This is a genomic window from Collinsella bouchesdurhonensis, assembly GCF_900155365.1.
GTDB lineage: Bacteria > Actinomycetota > Coriobacteriia > Coriobacteriales > Coriobacteriaceae > Collinsella > Collinsella bouchesdurhonensis.
This window is the reverse complement of the sequence record NZ_LT699739.1, coordinates 255,778-269,166: the sequence shown is the minus strand read 5'-3', so window position 1 is coordinate 269,166 and position 13,389 is coordinate 255,778. Positions and strand designations below refer to the sequence as shown.

Genomic DNA, 13,389 nt, shown 5'->3' with positions numbered 1-13,389 from the left:
GCAACAATGCGCAACGTTAAAATCTCGCCTTCAATTCTCTCCGCCGACCTTGGCAATCTTGCGGGGGATTTGGAGAAAATCTCAAACGCCGATTTCATTCATATCGATGTCATGGATGGCCACTTTACTCCAAATCTTACCTTTGGACCCGAGGTCGTACGTGTTGCCAAGCGCGTAAGCAACGTGCCGCTCGACGTGCACATGATGGTCTCGAATCCCGAAGAATCCATTGACTGGTATGCCGACGCCGGCGCCGACCTCATTACGGTTCACTACGAGGCTGCGACGCACTTGCATCGAATCGTATCGCGCCTCCATGACAAGGGCGTTCAAGCCGGCGTTGTTTTGAATCCCGCAACACCTGTTTGCCTTCTCGAGAGCATCATCGATGATCTTGATATGGTTCTGCTTATGAGCGTGAATCCCGGATTCGGCGGTCAAAAGTATATTGAGGCAACGTATGCCAAGCTTCGCGAGCTCACTGCCTTGTGCAAACGCCACGGTGTCGACCCAATGATTGAGGTCGATGGCGGTGTTGGCATGGGCAATATCGAACAGAACGTTGCCGCCGGCGCCAACGTTCTTGTTGCTGGCTCCGCCGTCTTTGGATCGCATGATCCCGCTCAGGCTGTTTTCGACCTTCGCGAGGCCGGCACTCGAGGCATCGCGAAACAAAACGCCTAGAGATAGACCGACCATGTCCTTCGCCCATACCGAAATAGTGAATCTAGATTACGCCGCATCGACCCCTCTTCGCCTCTCCGCCATCGATGCTCAGCGCGAATATGACAATGGCCCGCTTGCCGGAGTCAACCCCAATTCACTTCACTCTCTAGGTCGAGCGGCGGCACAAAAGCTCGAGGGATGCCGCCGCTCGCTCGCTCAAACGCTTGGACGATCTGTTCGCCCAAGCGAAGTCATCTTTACTGGCGGAGGCACCGAAGCCAACGCAATGGCCCTTCTTGGTATAGCCGAGGGAGCCAGACAGTCAAATAAGCAGCGCACGCGCGTTCTCATCTCGGCGATCGAACACGATTCGATGCTCGACAACATTCCTCTGCTTCATGCCGCAGGCTTTACCACCGATTTGATTTTGCCCAACAGCCATGGAGTTATCGAAGCGAAAACCCTCGCCAGCATGATGGACGATTCGGTTGCCCTCGTTTCGGTAATGCTCGCCAACAACGAAACGGGAGCAGTTCAGCCTATCGCCGACCTTGCAGCCTGCGCTCATGAACATGGGGCCTATTTTCATACAGATGCTATTCAGGGTTTTCTTCACGTCCCACTTGATATCGATAGCCTCGGTATCGACGCCCTTTCCCTCGCTGGTCATAAAATCGGTGGCCCCGTGGGAGTGGGTGCGCTGTATTTAAAGACGCGTACGCCCTTTCAACCTCGCATCTTTGGAGGAGGTCAGGAAGCAGGTAGGCGTCCGGGGACACAAGACTTGCGTCAAATAATCGCGTTGACAGCAGCTGCCTCGGAGGTATATCCAAATGTGGCACATGACTTCGCTCGCCTTACCGAACTTTCCAACGCTCTTTATGACCGCCTGGTGAAGCATCCGCTTATCCGTGCAACAATAGGCGAGTATCGCAAAGTCGACCATCTCCCCGGCATTGTTTCCATCACCGTCGATAATTTCGACTCAGAAGACCTCATTTTGCAGCTTGATGCCCGTGGTTTTGAAGTGTCTGCTGGCTCAGCCTGCACAAGTGGCAATCAAGATGCCAGCCATGTTTTGCTCGCAATGGGTATTCCGCGCAATCGCGCACTGGGCTCCCTGCGCATTTCTTTTGACGACCGAATCGACCCCGCCTCGCTCGATCGGTTCTGCTCGTGTCTTTTCGAACTTATCGGAGAACCTCATGCTGGTTGCTAGCCTTCTAGACGCTCTTTTCAAAGCGTTTCCGCTCGATACCGCCGAGCCTTGGGATCACGTCGGACTGTCCGTTGGAGACCCCTCGTCTACAATCACGGGCGTGACGTGTGCCCTCGATGCCACTCTCGACAATGTTCGCTCCGCTCACAAATTGGGCTCGAATGTCCTGCTTACGCATCATCCTGTCTATATCAAAGCTCCGGATGCATTTAAGCCTGCCGAAAGCCTTACCCCCAGCTCCTCCTCCGTTGTTTACGAAGCCGCTCGCCTCGGTGTGTCGGTAATTTCGATGCATACCAATCTCGATCGCTCGGCAGCAGCCCGAACGCTCCTGCCCGAACTCATGGACTTCACCGCGTCTTCTTCGCTTGAATTTATGCAACAGCCCGATCTTCTTGGCCTGGGAGCAGTCGCGGACATTGCAGAAACCAACCTCGCCGAACTCGCCTCCTGTGCTTCTCGCGTCTTCCATACACAGCCGCGTGTGTGGGGCGAACCGTCCCATCGCATCTCAAGAGTGGCTTTTCTCGGTGGATCACTTGGCGATTTCGGAGAATTGGCGCTCAGGGCAAACGTGGATGCAATTATCTGCGGGGAGGCAGGCTATCATATCTGTCAGGACCTCTCAATACGTGGCCTTGACGTACTGCTGCTTGGCCATGACCGCTCAGAAGAGCCATTCGTGGAAATCTTGGCAAAAGCCGCACAAGAAGCAGGGGTCACGCCCACTTCCATAGCTACAATTACTCATTCAGCACAATGGTGGACGGCAAAGTAATAATCATTAAGGAGAACCTCATGAGCGTTGGCTCGACACTTTTGGAATTGCAGGAAATCGATCTTACGCTCATGCGCGACAAAGAGCAGCTTCAGAATCTGGCCGAAATCGCAGAGTTAGCGCGACGCCGCAAACTCTATATCAAGCTTAAGGGCGACGTGACAAAATACTTTGCCCAGCGCAAAGATGTTGAAATCGATTTGCAGGAGCTCGACAGTCGCGAGCAGGCACTTCACGACGGAATTGAGAAAGCTCGCCGCGAAGTCGACATGGACGACTACCGTCAAGTCCAGCAGCTTGAGATTACGCTTTCCGACTTTGCCAAAAAGCTTGATCGAGTTGAGTTTGAGCGCACCGAAGCCCGCCAGAAGCTCAGCACTATCCAGGCTGACGAGGCTACTCTTAAGCAGAATCTCAAGAAGATCGAAGACGCCATTGTCGCGCTAACCAAGCAGGCACGTACGCATGCTGTCGATATTCAAAGCGCCATCGATAAGAACGAGCGCAAGCGTACTCAACTCTTTGAAAGCCTTGACCCGGCGCTCGGCAATGCCTATAAGGACGCCTCAAAACGCTTTGGCCATTTAGCTGTTGAGAAACTCGAGGGCAACGTCCCGAGCATCTGCCGTATGACCCTACAGTCTTCGAGCATGAGCGACCTGAAGCATGCCAACGAGGTCACCGAGTGCCCTTACTGCCACCGCCTGATGGTCATCCTTCCCGAGGAGTAGGCTATGGGTGTCTGTGGATCCAGCGAAGAAAAGACCGTCCTTCTCTGCGTCACCGGCTGCATTGCAGCATATAAGTCCTGCGAGATCTTGCGCCTTCTGCAAAAAGCGGGATACCGCGTAAAAGTGCTTATGACAGAGCACGCAACTCAATTTGTGGGTCCCACAACGTTTCGTGCTCTGACTCATGAGAAAGTGGCTATAGGACTCTTCGATGACCCGGAAGACCCCATTCACCACATATCGCTTGCTCAGGAAGCCGATGTCGTCCTTGTCGCACCGGCAACGGCAAATTGTATCGCCAAAATGGCACATGGCATCGCAGACGATCTCATGTCTACAACTTTGCTCGCGACAAAAGCGCCGATTCTCATCGCCCCAGCAATGAATTCGGGAATGTGGAGCGCCGCGGCTACGCAAGAAAATGTAGAGGTGCTTAAAAGTAGGGGAGTGCACTTTGTTCAGCCGGACTCCGGCTATCTTGCATGCGGCGACATTGGTTCTGGGCGCTTGCCAACGCCTGAAGCCATCGCCGACGCTACCTGCTCGCTGCTTCAAGGCTCTACTGACCTCGTTGGTGAGCATGTCCTCATAACGGCAGGTCCAACTCACGAGCCCATCGATCCGGTTCGATACATTGCAAATCGCTCGAGTGGGAAAATGGGTCTCGAACTCGCTCGTGCCGCTCGCGATCGCGGGGCAAACGTGACGCTTATCGCCGGGCCCATCGAGCTTCCCATTCCAGCGGGAATCGAAACCATCCATGTTCAAACGGCTTCGCAGATGTACAGCGCAGCTGTGAAGGCTTTTGGACGCTCCACCATCGCCATTCTTGCAGCCGCCGTTGCCGATTACACCCCTTCTGCGCCGTCCGACCATAAGCTCAAGAAAGCAGTCGATCCAATCGACTCGATTCCGCTTATCCAAACCCAAGATATCCTTGCAGAACTATCCTCTAATAAAGAGGATCGCATTGTCATTGGATTTGCGGCAGAAACAAACGATGTCATGGATTACGCCGTGGCCAAACTCAAGCGCAAGGGGTGCGACGCTATTGTCGCCAATGACGTTTCGCGTTCGGATGCTGGCTTTGGCTCTTCAAACAACCGCGCGTGGTGGGTTACTTCGAGCACAGTTGACGATCTTGGATTGCTTGAAAAGGGAGCCCTTGCAGAAGAAATCCTCTCCCGCAGCCTTTTGTTCAAAACTAATTTAAAATAATACTTGCATCTTTAATTCGCTTTGAGTAAAGTATTCTTCGTTGCGCAAGACGCAACGACATATCGGGACGTGGCGCAGCTTGGTAGCGCACTTGACTGGGGGTCAAGGGGTCGCTGGTTCGAATCCAGTCGTCCCGACCAGCATGTATTGCAGGTCAGAGTTTTTACTCTGACCTGTTTTTTTATCCTTAAACGTGGTTGCCTCAGGGAGTTACGCTCGGCAACTAGGTCGTATCTTTCCACCCATGCGTATTTCCGATACCATGGTTAATCGGCCATTTCGCGGGTATTATGCAAACGTGAAAGTATGCACTCAAAGGAGCCTTGTGGGTCTGAAAAAGAAAATCAAAAAGGAGCTCATCGGTACATCCGATTATCCTTCTAATAAGATTTTTACTATCTCCAATTTCATTACTGCAATTCGCCTCATACTCACTCTCGTTTTTCTTTACTTGTTTATCAATAACGAGAATCGCTATGTCGCGCTTGTAATCTACGCCATCGCCGCCTCAACCGATTGGCTTGATGGCCAGATTGCACGTATGACCAAAACGGTTAGCTGGCTTGGCAAGATGATGGATCCTGTCGTCGACAGGGCCCTGCTTTTCACCGGCGTTTTGGGACTTGTGGCTCGCGGTGAACTACCACTCTGGGTTTGCGTTGTCATTATCGGTCGTGATGTGTACCTCGCCTGCGGCAATTTCATCGTCCGACGCTACCATCGCCGTCCCATCGATGTCGTATATACCGGAAAAATCGCCACGGCGCTGCTCATGACGGGCTTCAGCCTCATGCTTCTAGGCCTTCCTGTACTAGATGGCTTCGATTTACTTCCCGCCGCGCTTACGCAGTTCCCGGGCCTTAACGGATCTTCCGTACCCATGGGCATCTATTTTGTCTACGGCGGCGTTTGCTTCTCGCTTATCACTGCCGCTATCTACACGATTAAAGGCGGCATCGCCATTAGACAAGCCAAGCTTCATCCCGAAAATGAGGATGATGATTTCCTTAATCCAGAAATTGATGATAGCGATGAGGACGTTACTTCTGGAGCGTATACCGAATAAGTAGGGTAGAATAAACTCGTTATCTTCGTCTTATTAGCTTGATATATGGGGGTTCTCATGGCCACTGTAGACTCCACACATAATTCCGTTCCTTCCGGGGATGCAACCTGCGTTTTTCGCATGCCCATGAACGATATGACTGCTCCCGACCTTATGAAGGCGCAGGTTATCTCTAAGCCCGTTTTGACGATTATCAAAGGGCCGCAGACGGGCAATACGTTTGAGCTTGAAGGCGCACTCACGACCGTTGGTCGCGATCCCGCAAACAGCATTTTCTTAAACGACATGACTGTCTCGCGTTCTCACGCAAAAATCAAGCACGATGCCTCTGGGGTCTCTATCGAGGACCTTGGTTCGCTCAATGGCACCTGGGTCGATGGGGCCATCGTAAGCAATGCACCGCTTCATGATGGCTCTTCTATTCAAATTGGCACGTTTACCCTTATCTATCACGAAAGCCAGCCGGAGCGCATCGAGACCGGTGAGTAGCTTGGCTGAGCGAAGCTACCTCAGCATCGGTCAGGTTGTGAACTATCTGCGCGGTGCATATCCCGATCTTTCAAACTCAAAGATTCGCTTTCTGGAAGACGAAGGGCTTATTACGCCTCACAGGACACCTAAGGGCTATCGACAGTACTCCAAGGAGGATGTCGATCGCCTTGAGGTTATTTTGCACTTGCAAAAAACCAGGTATATGCCGCTAACCGTTATCAAGCAAAAACTCGATAGCGCAAACGATCTTTCCACCCTGGCCTTTGAGGTGGGGTTGCTCTCCGACCTTCCCATGAAGACGGAGCCCAAGGAAACCAAGCAGAAGCTTCATCCCATCGAAGACATTCCCGATATCCTCGGAGTCGAGATTTCGTTCATACGCGCGCTCGCTGAAAACGATTTGATTCGCATTATCAAGAGTCCTCAAAATCGAGATCTTGTTGATGGGCGAGATTTTGAAATTATTCGCTATTGCGCCGAGCTCAATCGCTTCCATATCGAACCGCGCAATCTTCGTCAGTATGTTTCTGCCGCAAATCGAGAATCCACCATGTTTGAGCAGGTCCTTATCGGAATGCTTGGAATGGATGATTCCGATGAAGGCCGCGAAGCAAAGCTTGAACGGGCCTTTAACAAGCTCCACGATTTGACCGATGGCGTTCGCACCGCGCTTCTCAAAAACCGTGTGTTCGAGTCCCTCAATGCCGTTGTCGAAGATGCTGACGTCAACGTGATAGATGATGAGCTTACTCGCGCCGCTGCTGCAGCCACAGAAAAGAATGACAAACCCACGAGTACTACTGTAAACAAAAGCACAAAACGGGGGTAAACAATGGATGTAAAAGAGCTCGAGTCCTATATTGTCGATATACCCGACTATCCTGAGCCAGGAGTTATCTTTAAAGACATCACGCCGCTTTTTGCCGACCCCAAGCCGTTCAGGACGATGGTCGATGCATTCGTCTCTCACTACAAAGACGAGGGGATTACAAAGGTAGTCGGTCCGGAGGCGCGCGGTTTTATGATTGGCACCCCCGTTGCTCTAGAGTTGGGCGCTGGCTTTATTCCCGCTCGTAAGCCCGGCAAACTTCCTCGCGCCACCGTTTCGGCTTCTTATGAACTTGAATATGGTACGGACACGCTCGAGATTCACGCTGATGCCATTCAGCCGGAAGATCGCGTCTTGATTATCGACGATCTTATCGCAACTGGCGGTACAGCAGCAGCTACGGGCAGGCTAATCCAGGATATGGGCGCCACGCTTGTAGGCTACGCGAGCATTCTTGAATTATGCTTCCTCAATCCGCGCAAAAAGCTTGCCGAGTCGGGCGACCACGATCTTTTTTCGCTGATTAAGGTTGATTAGCGAGCACCCACTCCACTGTTTTCAAAGCCTGCAAATTGGAGATAGGCCATAAGCAACGCTTTTGATGCAAAAGCCTGAGCTGCAGCACGTACAAGAAGCTCTTCGCGACTGATTTCACCTGTCTCGCGAAGAGCGCGTTCCAACGATTGAACATCGGTGGCCGAAAACGTCATATCAACGATGTGATTGATTTCGGCCACCATGTGGTCATACGCCTCTTGCGGCGAGCTAACAACCGATTGGATTTTAAAGAGCTGTTCAATTGCCGATATGCTCAAAAATTGTTTAAGTATACAGATGAGAAGCAATCGAGAAATCTGCTCGCGACCATACTGCTTTTTAACAGGCGGGCTAACGAGATGCATCTTAACGTAGTTGTTAATCATTGAAGGGGTCAGCCACTCGGAACTCGAGCATCGATCGAGCGGCTTTAGTATCAAAGTGATATACGAGATAACCTGATCGCGATAGAGCGGTACGTTTGGAAGCTCATCATATGTAGGAAGCTTGGACGATCTGATTTCATCCATCTCCGCCGAATCCATAAAGCAATCAAACGGCGGCCGTTGTATAAGCTGGCCAGCATCAATAGCAGGGGAGTTGTCAGACATCGGGATAAGTGATGTCAGCTGCGCCTTTGTTTTGTCCATTGAACCACCTCGCTATGGCTATACGTATAATCGCTCCATCTAGTATTGTATACTAGATGGGAATCCTAACGGTATGCATTGCAAAGGAGAAGTAGATGAGCTGGGCTATCGTTGCCGATTCAAGCTGCAATCTTCGCTCAATCGAAGCTTCCGATCACTCAACAGAATACTCAACAGTTCCCCTTGTTATTCATGTAGGGGGAGTGGATTATGTTGACGACGAAAACCTGGATGTTCATGAGCTCAATCGAATCATAGCCGAGGAGCCAGAAGCTTCCTCAAGCTCTTGCCCGAGCGCAGGTGTTTGGGCAGAACAATTTCGCAAGTTTGACAACGTAATTGCAGTTACGATTTCTGCTAACCTCTCGGGGAGCTATGAAGCTGCCTCCATGGCACGAAATATAGTCCTTGACGAGTATGCACGCGAACATAAGGGCGTCATTTCGGGCAAGAACATTCATCTGGTAGATTCTCGTGCGGCAGGTGGCAAACTCGAAGTGCTGGTAACCGAATTAAGTAGGTACCTAAATGATAACGACCCCACGTTTGAACAAGCCGTTGCCTTTATTGACAATATTGAAGAGAAATCACAGGTGCTTTTTTCGCTGTCGCGCTATGAAAACCTCACTAAAAACGGGCGCATGCCTCGATTAGCAGGAGCCCTTGCAAGCAGGCTGAACATCCGCGTGCTTGGCACCGCAAGCCATGAGGGGACAATCAAGATCGTTGGCCCCGCACGCGGCGAAAAGAAAATGGCTAAGAAAATCATCGCTTCCATGGAAGGCGATGGATTCTCCGGCGGTCTTGTCTTTATCGATCATGTTGAAAATGAGCCGGCTGCACTACAGCTCAAACAAACCATACTCGAGCGATGGCCCGAATCCGAAATTCATATCCTTCCATGCAGAGCGTTATGCTCGTATTACGCAGAGAATCAAGGTTTGATTATTGGATACACCTGGGCATAAGAAAGCCAAGCTTAACCTTTTATGCAGTGCGGCAGTAATTTGATTTGCTGCCGCACTCTTTTTAACTCTCACATCTACTTTACATAAGATATATTATCTACGTTTTAGGTAGAAGCACATGCATGCATGGATTATTGGAATGCAGCAGATAAAAATCGATCCATCCAACCGCTACGCAATGTGATTACAGACGAAGCGACGTAGACTGAATGCCAAACTGGATTTGCTTCGTAAGCAATATAAGGACACTTCCACGTACAGGGATGAAGAAAACTAGAACGACCGATCTGTTGCAATCAGTATTGCAGAAAAGAACGCCCCCAGGGCAGCAAAGAATTCTAGCAAAAATAAGGAAAATTTAATACTTAGGTACCTAAATTAAAGCTAGATAATTATAGGCAGAAGTTGCCGCAATAGCACCATCAGAAACTGCTGTGACAACCTGCCTAAGGGACTTTACGCGCATATCGCCGGCGCAGAAGAGCCCTGGAGTCTTTGTAGACATATCTTCTTTGGTAATAACCCCACCGTCATCCGCTATATCAACGTACTCATTAACGAGACCGGCAACAGGATCAAATCCCGTAAAGACAAACACACCAAATGACCCAGGATCATGACGCTCTTCGGTTGGCTGCTGTGTCAAAACATTCTTCAAGACAATGGTAGTTGGAAGCGCATCGCCGGCAAGCGAATCAACCAATGTGTTGAAACGAACATCGATATTTGCCGTTGCTTGAATCTTATTCACAATACCCTTGGGGGCACGGAACCGATCGCGGCGCACAAGCATGATGACACGTGAGGCGATGCGAGCCAGGAATAGAGCTTCATCGCAAGCTGCCTTACCACCACCGATTACGTAAACAAGTTTTCCTCGATAAAACATACCGTCACATGTCGCGCAATAGGACACTCCCCTTCCCGTAAAGGTATCCTCACCCGTAAATCCCGCCTTACGAGCTTTAGCACCCAGAGCGCAGACAACAGCACGTGCGCCGACCTCGCTGGATCCGATGTTTAGCAAAAATGAACCGTCAGGTTTGCGATGTAGCGAATCGACAAAATGCTGCTCCTGCTCGACACCGGCATCCAAAGCATGTTGATACAGAGCAGAACCAAGTTCAAAACCGCTGATATCGGGAAGACCGGGGTAGTTATCGACGATATCAGTCTGAGCAATCTGGCCGCCAGGTAAACCCGGTTCGAAAATAACGGTTTTCAACCCAGCGCGAGCGCCATACAAGGCCGCGGAAGATCCAGCAGGGCCTCCGCCAATGACCGCCAAATCACACTCTTTCGAAACCATGGCTCATCCTTTCATGCGTGCTAACAACATGCGTGTTTCGCATTACACGGTAATACTACCCATCAATTCATGTTTATCTCTCGAGCTTGCGCATCAAATCAATTCTCATCGTAGAATAGAGTCCATGTCGACAAGGAGTCCTTATGAGCGTTGAGCAGAACCCTGCCTCAACAATTGAATCAAATTCTCAACCCGTCATCACCGTCATGCACGCATCGGTTGGCTCTGGACACAAGGCAGCAGCGAATGCCGTTGCCCAAGCCATCGATAAGTTGCGCGGCACCCATGATATTCCAGAGAACGTCAGAGTCGACGTTCTGGATGTTCTCGACTATGGTCGCATTAAATTTGACGGCAATAAAACAGCAGCCTCTTTTACCGGGGCCACAAGACCAATTTACGACATCACCTGGCGCTACACGCTTACAGGACGTCTTCTATGGGGCGGCGGTACCGGTTGGTCTCGCGTGATGTTTCCCTCGTTTAACGATTATGTTCGCGAAAATAAACCGCTTGCAATTATTGCGACCCATATCACAGCCGCAAACGTTGCCTGCGGTGCACGATTGATTACCGGTATCGAGTACCCTCTGGTCTGTATCCCCACCGATTATGAAATCGAGGGCTGGTGGCCTCATAAAGAAACCGACTTATTCTGCGTTGCAACCGAATTCATGGCAGAAACTCTCAGACCGCGCCATGTTGAAGAGTCCAAAATCAAGATCACAGGTATCCCCGTACGCGACGGTTTCGATGATCCTTGCGACATCGAGCAGATAAAAAAATCCTTTGGACTCCCCCACGACAAAAAAATTGTATTAGTTATGGCTGGCGCCTCACTTCCGCAGCCCTATGTTCGATTTAGGGCTGCTATCGAGCAAACTATTCCCTATCTACGCCGATTCAATCGCATGCACTTTGTTTTTCTCCCTGGCAAAGATGAAGAATATTCAATGCACCTGAAGTCGGTTTTTAATGGCATGGGGCTCGACAACGTGTCGGTTCTCGATTACGTTGAAGACATGGCATCCCTCATGAAAGCATCGAATGTTGCCGTTCTAAAATCTGGCGGACTCGCTGTTACAGAATGCCTTTGCGCAAAGCTACCTATGCTCTTGCTTGGTAAATCATATGGCCAAGAAAAAGCAAACACCACCATGCTCACGTCGTTTGGTGCAAGTCTGCATGCCACTACCTTTCGAGAGCTTATCACCACACTCAATCATCTCCATGAAAATCCGGCCGCGCTTAAAGCGCTGCTTGTTAATGCAAATGCACTTCGAAAGCCGCACGCTGCCGAAGACATCGTTATCGAAACCATGAAACGAGTTGGCGTGCCCGTAAAACGAACACGCCATTTTGCTGAATTCTATATTGGTGATAAACCGGCGCACATCCGATAGCACGAGGAGCGATCGCGTCTAGGCAACTCCACTGGAGCCAAAACCACCCGCACCACGATCGGTCTCGTCTAATTCATCAACCTCGTGCAAGCAAACGGTTGGAACTTCCTGGATTACAAGCTGAGCGATTCGCTCGCCCTTTTCAAGGTGAATAGGTTCTTTTGCATCAAGGTTGATAAGAATGACCTTGAGTTCACCGCGGTAGTGAGCATCAATGAGACCAGGAGTATTAACGATAGACAGCCCGCGCTTAAGAGCAAGGCCGCTTCGAGGTTGAACAAAACCCGCATACCCATCGGGCAAAGCGATAGCAAGACCCGTAGAGACAAGACGACGCTCAAAGGGAGCCAGATCAACACTCTCATTGCAGCGCAAATCGAGACCAGCATCACCGGAATAAGCATATTCCGGAAGGCTTACAGCGGGATCCAAGCGCTTAATAGAAACATCAACACGAGACATACGGGCAATCACCTCAAATTTTGAAGTTCTTTAAAGAACTCATCGACATCTTTAAAGTCACGATACACGGAAGCGAAGCGTATGTAGGCCACTTTATCGAGTTTTTCAAGACGCTTAAGGACCATATCGCCAATTTCATGAGAGCTAACAGCGGTAAGCGTGCTGCTGCGCAGCTCACGCTCTATATCGTCGATAAGACCGTTAAGAGCGGCAAGATCGATATCACGTTTTGACGTAGCTCTCATAAGACCCACTAGAAGCTTATTTCTATCGAAAGGCTGAGTGGAACCATCGCTTTTTATGACTTCGATGGGGTCTTCGCAACGCTCGAATGTTGTAAATCGAAAACCGCAGCCGCGGCATTCGCGACGGCGCTTAATAGCATTGGTCGCTTCTTGGGTACGCGAGTCTACAACACGAGTATCGGCATTACCGCACTTTGGACAACGCATGGGAACCTCCGAATCTAGTAAAAATCAGAATACCCCATGCAATAAGAAATCCCTATTGAAAGGAAGCGGGAACCAGAAGGTCCATACCAATAGAGAGTTCAGAAGAAGTAAGGCCATTCCAAGAGCGAATCAGCGCAACGGTATCAGAAGTACTCAAGTGCGAAACAGGATGTTCCTCAGCGATATCCCAAAGCGTATCGCCCGATTGAACAGAGATGACAGCCCGCGAAGCATTCGCAGAAGCGGTATCAAAAGCACGCTGGGAAGCAGCAGAAGTAAAGAAGGTAAAAGAAAGCGCGATTATAGCGATGACAACAACGAAAAACAAACCAGCTTTTGGACGCGCATTTGCTACTGGAGCCTTCTGGGTAAAGGTGCACGCATGATTGAAAGAACGAGAATTACCATCAATAACTTGGAATGAAGGATGCATGTTATACGACTTAAGCGCCAAGTTACCGTATGTCATGGAATTATTCATCTCTACACCTCTCTTGTTCGTTCCAAGAAGAGTTATATATCCTTGCGCGGACAAAGGTACTAGCGCAAGAACGAATGTTCGTATATTATTATCTACGAACAGTTGTTCCAGTCAATAGAAATTCGAAC

General features: G+C 50.2%; 16 protein-coding genes and 1 tRNA gene. 12 read left to right on the top strand and 5 right to left on the bottom strand.

Going from position 1 to position 13,389, the window contains the following annotated elements; genetic code table 11:
• The first annotated feature begins 6 nt into the window (after positions 1-6).
• The 10 genes from rpe (at position 7) to BQ9843_RS03160 (ending at position 7,536) form a co-directional block, all read left to right on the top strand.
• On the top strand, positions 7-684 hold the full coding sequence (gene rpe / locus BQ9843_RS03205) for a ribulose-phosphate 3-epimerase (protein WP_075843860.1): 678 nt from the start codon (positions 7-9) through the stop codon (positions 682-684).
• A 13-nt stretch (positions 685-697) separates the two neighbouring features.
• Complete coding sequence (locus BQ9843_RS03200; RefSeq protein ID WP_075843859.1) at positions 698-1,885, top strand: cysteine desulfurase family protein; 1,188 nt, start codon at positions 698-700, stop codon at positions 1,883-1,885.
• Entirely contained in the window at positions 1,872-2,663 is a 792-nt protein-coding gene (locus BQ9843_RS03195; protein ID WP_075843858.1) for a Nif3-like dinuclear metal center hexameric protein, read from the top strand. The genes BQ9843_RS03200 and BQ9843_RS03195 overlap by 14 nt, the downstream gene beginning before the upstream one ends.
• Before the next feature lie 20 nt (positions 2,664-2,683).
• Complete coding sequence (locus BQ9843_RS03190; RefSeq protein ID WP_075843857.1) at positions 2,684-3,394, top strand: zinc ribbon domain-containing protein; 711 nt, start codon at positions 2,684-2,686, stop codon at positions 3,392-3,394.
• Between the two features lie 3 nt (positions 3,395-3,397).
• Positions 3,398-4,612, top strand: a complete 1,215-nt coding sequence (coaBC, locus tag BQ9843_RS03185; RefSeq protein ID WP_075843856.1) for a bifunctional phosphopantothenoylcysteine decarboxylase/phosphopantothenate--cysteine ligase CoaBC — start codon at positions 3,398-3,400, stop codon at positions 4,610-4,612.
• 63 nt (positions 4,613-4,675) lie between these two features.
• A tRNA-Pro gene (locus BQ9843_RS03180) sits at positions 4,676-4,752 on the top strand.
• Positions 4,753-4,937: 185 nt separating this feature from the next.
• The gene (locus BQ9843_RS03175; protein WP_075843855.1) at positions 4,938-5,678 is read left to right on the top strand and encodes a CDP-alcohol phosphatidyltransferase family protein; all 741 of its coding nucleotides are present in this window, start codon (positions 4,938-4,940) and stop codon (positions 5,676-5,678) included.
• 126 nt (positions 5,679-5,804) lie between these two features.
• Positions 5,805-6,167: an FHA domain-containing protein gene (locus BQ9843_RS03170; protein WP_230205568.1), complete on the top strand. Its 363-nt coding sequence runs from the start codon at positions 5,805-5,807 to the stop codon at positions 6,165-6,167.
• Position 6,168: 1 nt separating this feature from the next.
• Positions 6,169-6,999 (top strand): transcriptional regulator FtsR, encoded by an 831-nt coding sequence (ftsR, locus tag BQ9843_RS03165; protein ID WP_040220448.1) that lies wholly within the window; start codon positions 6,169-6,171, stop codon positions 6,997-6,999.
• Positions 7,000-7,002: 3 nt separating this feature from the next.
• Positions 7,003-7,536, top strand: a complete 534-nt coding sequence (locus tag BQ9843_RS03160) for an adenine phosphoribosyltransferase (protein ID WP_075843853.1) — start codon at positions 7,003-7,005, stop codon at positions 7,534-7,536.
• Here BQ9843_RS03160 and BQ9843_RS03155 read toward each other — a convergent pair.
• Positions 7,533-8,186 (bottom strand): DUF1836 domain-containing protein, encoded by a 654-nt coding sequence (locus BQ9843_RS03155; protein WP_075843852.1) that lies wholly within the window; start codon positions 8,184-8,186, stop codon positions 7,533-7,535. The genes BQ9843_RS03160 and BQ9843_RS03155 overlap by 4 nt on opposite strands.
• Positions 8,187-8,281: 95 nt before the next feature.
• Between BQ9843_RS03155 and BQ9843_RS03150 the strand changes: the two genes are divergently transcribed.
• Positions 8,282-9,154, top strand: a complete 873-nt coding sequence (locus tag BQ9843_RS03150) for a DegV family protein (protein WP_075843851.1) — start codon at positions 8,282-8,284, stop codon at positions 9,152-9,154.
• 373 nt (positions 9,155-9,527) lie between these two features.
• Here BQ9843_RS03150 and BQ9843_RS03145 read toward each other — a convergent pair whose 3' ends face one another.
• Positions 9,528-10,463, bottom strand: coding sequence for an NAD(P)/FAD-dependent oxidoreductase (locus BQ9843_RS03145; protein ID WP_075843850.1), 936 nt, complete (start codon positions 10,461-10,463; stop codon positions 9,528-9,530).
• 143 nt (positions 10,464-10,606) lie between these two features.
• Here BQ9843_RS03145 and BQ9843_RS03140 point away from each other — a divergent pair, with 143 nt between their 5' ends.
• Positions 10,607-11,866: an MGDG synthase family glycosyltransferase gene (locus BQ9843_RS03140; protein WP_075843849.1), complete on the top strand. Its 1,260-nt coding sequence runs from the start codon at positions 10,607-10,609 to the stop codon at positions 11,864-11,866.
• Between the two features lie 18 nt (positions 11,867-11,884).
• On the opposite strand, the gene dut is transcribed toward BQ9843_RS03140, so the two are convergent.
• Genes dut through BQ9843_RS03125 form a run of 3 tightly spaced genes read right to left on the bottom strand, consistent with a single transcriptional unit; the run spans position 11,885 to position 13,261 of the window.
• Positions 11,885-12,328, bottom strand: coding sequence for a dUTP diphosphatase (gene dut / locus BQ9843_RS03135; protein ID WP_075843848.1), 444 nt, complete (start codon positions 12,326-12,328; stop codon positions 11,885-11,887).
• An 8-nt stretch (positions 12,329-12,336) separates the two neighbouring features.
• Complete coding sequence (nrdR, locus tag BQ9843_RS03130) at positions 12,337-12,780, bottom strand: transcriptional regulator NrdR (protein WP_022387381.1); 444 nt, start codon at positions 12,778-12,780, stop codon at positions 12,337-12,339.
• A 52-nt stretch (positions 12,781-12,832) separates the two neighbouring features.
• Complete coding sequence (locus BQ9843_RS03125; RefSeq protein WP_075843847.1) at positions 12,833-13,261, bottom strand: LysM peptidoglycan-binding domain-containing protein; 429 nt, start codon at positions 13,259-13,261, stop codon at positions 12,833-12,835.
• Between the last annotated feature and the right edge of the window lie 128 nt (positions 13,262-13,389).

Coding starts and splice junctions, on each gene's coding strand:
- rpe (WP_075843860.1), top strand. CDS start 7: ATGCGCAACGTTAAAATCTCGCCTTCAATTCTCTCCGCCGACCTTGGC.
- BQ9843_RS03200 (WP_075843859.1), top strand. CDS start 698: ATGTCCTTCGCCCATACCGAAATAGTGAATCTAGATTACGCCGCATCG.
- BQ9843_RS03195 (WP_075843858.1), top strand. CDS start 1,872: ATGCTGGTTGCTAGCCTTCTAGACGCTCTTTTCAAAGCGTTTCCGCTC.
- BQ9843_RS03190 (WP_075843857.1), top strand. CDS start 2,684: ATGAGCGTTGGCTCGACACTTTTGGAATTGCAGGAAATCGATCTTACG.
- coaBC (WP_075843856.1), top strand. CDS start 3,398: ATGGGTGTCTGTGGATCCAGCGAAGAAAAGACCGTCCTTCTCTGCGTC.
- BQ9843_RS03170 (WP_230205568.1), top strand. CDS start 5,805: ATGAACGATATGACTGCTCCCGACCTTATGAAGGCGCAGGTTATCTCT.
- BQ9843_RS03160 (WP_075843853.1), top strand. CDS start 7,003: ATGGATGTAAAAGAGCTCGAGTCCTATATTGTCGATATACCCGACTAT.
- BQ9843_RS03155 (WP_075843852.1), bottom strand. CDS start 8,186: ATGGACAAAACAAAGGCGCAGCTGACATCACTTATCCCGATGTCTGAC.
- BQ9843_RS03150 (WP_075843851.1), top strand. CDS start 8,282: ATGAGCTGGGCTATCGTTGCCGATTCAAGCTGCAATCTTCGCTCAATC.
- BQ9843_RS03145 (WP_075843850.1), bottom strand. CDS start 10,463: ATGGTTTCGAAAGAGTGTGATTTGGCGGTCATTGGCGGAGGCCCTGCT.
- BQ9843_RS03140 (WP_075843849.1), top strand. CDS start 10,607: ATGAGCGTTGAGCAGAACCCTGCCTCAACAATTGAATCAAATTCTCAA.
- dut (WP_075843848.1), bottom strand. CDS start 12,328: ATGTCTCGTGTTGATGTTTCTATTAAGCGCTTGGATCCCGCTGTAAGC.
- nrdR (WP_022387381.1), bottom strand. CDS start 12,780: ATGCGTTGTCCAAAGTGCGGTAATGCCGATACTCGTGTTGTAGACTCG.
- BQ9843_RS03125 (WP_075843847.1), bottom strand. CDS start 13,261: ATGAATAATTCCATGACATACGGTAACTTGGCGCTTAAGTCGTATAAC.